1 protein-coding gene is annotated in these 564 nt (G+C 73.2%); it reads right to left on the bottom strand.

The genetic code is table 11. The annotated features are described in order from the left end of the window. Positions 1–115: 115 nt before the first annotated feature. Positions 116–564, bottom strand: a 449-nt coding sequence (locus O3Q52_RS53940) for a rod shape-determining protein (RefSeq protein ID WP_269655654.1), incomplete at its 5' end; no start/stop codon positions are given.

A 564-nucleotide genomic window follows, 5' to 3' on the forward strand; every position in this document is an offset into this window, starting at 1 on the left:
GGGTTCGACAGGCTCGGGGGGTTCGGAGGCTTCGCTCATGCGGGCGGCGGAGGGGCCGGCTCTCTGCGTATGAGGTGCGTACGAGCTGCGTACGGTCTGTGTCCGGGGGCGGTGCTCAGGTGGCCAGCGGGTCGAGGGCCAGGGGCTCGATCCGGCCCTCCAGCATCGCGCCGAGGCCGAGGACCGCGCACACGTCGGGGCGTTCGGCGATGTGCACCGGCATGCCCGTCGCGTGCCGCAGCATCTGGTCGAGGCCCGGCAGCAGGGCGCTGCCGCCGACCATCATGATCCCGCGGTCGGCGAGGTCGGCCACCAGGTCCGGCGGGCAGACGCGCAGCACCTTGCCGATGCCGTCGAGTACGGCGGTCAGCGGGGTCTGGATCGCGTCGCGCACGGCGGCCGTGTCGACCTGCACGGAACGGGCGAGGCCGGTGGCCACGTCCCTGCCGTGGATCTCGGTGGAGGCGGGGCCGTGCGGGGTGAGCCCGTTCCCGGAGAGGGCGAGCTGCAGCGGCCGTACGGACTGCGACGGGAGCATCAACTCGTGCTGGTGGCGCAGGTGTT

Source organism: Streptomyces sp. ActVer (assembly GCF_027270795.1).
In the GTDB taxonomy this organism is placed as follows: domain Bacteria; phylum Actinomycetota; class Actinomycetes; order Streptomycetales; family Streptomycetaceae; genus Streptomyces; species Streptomyces umbrinus_A.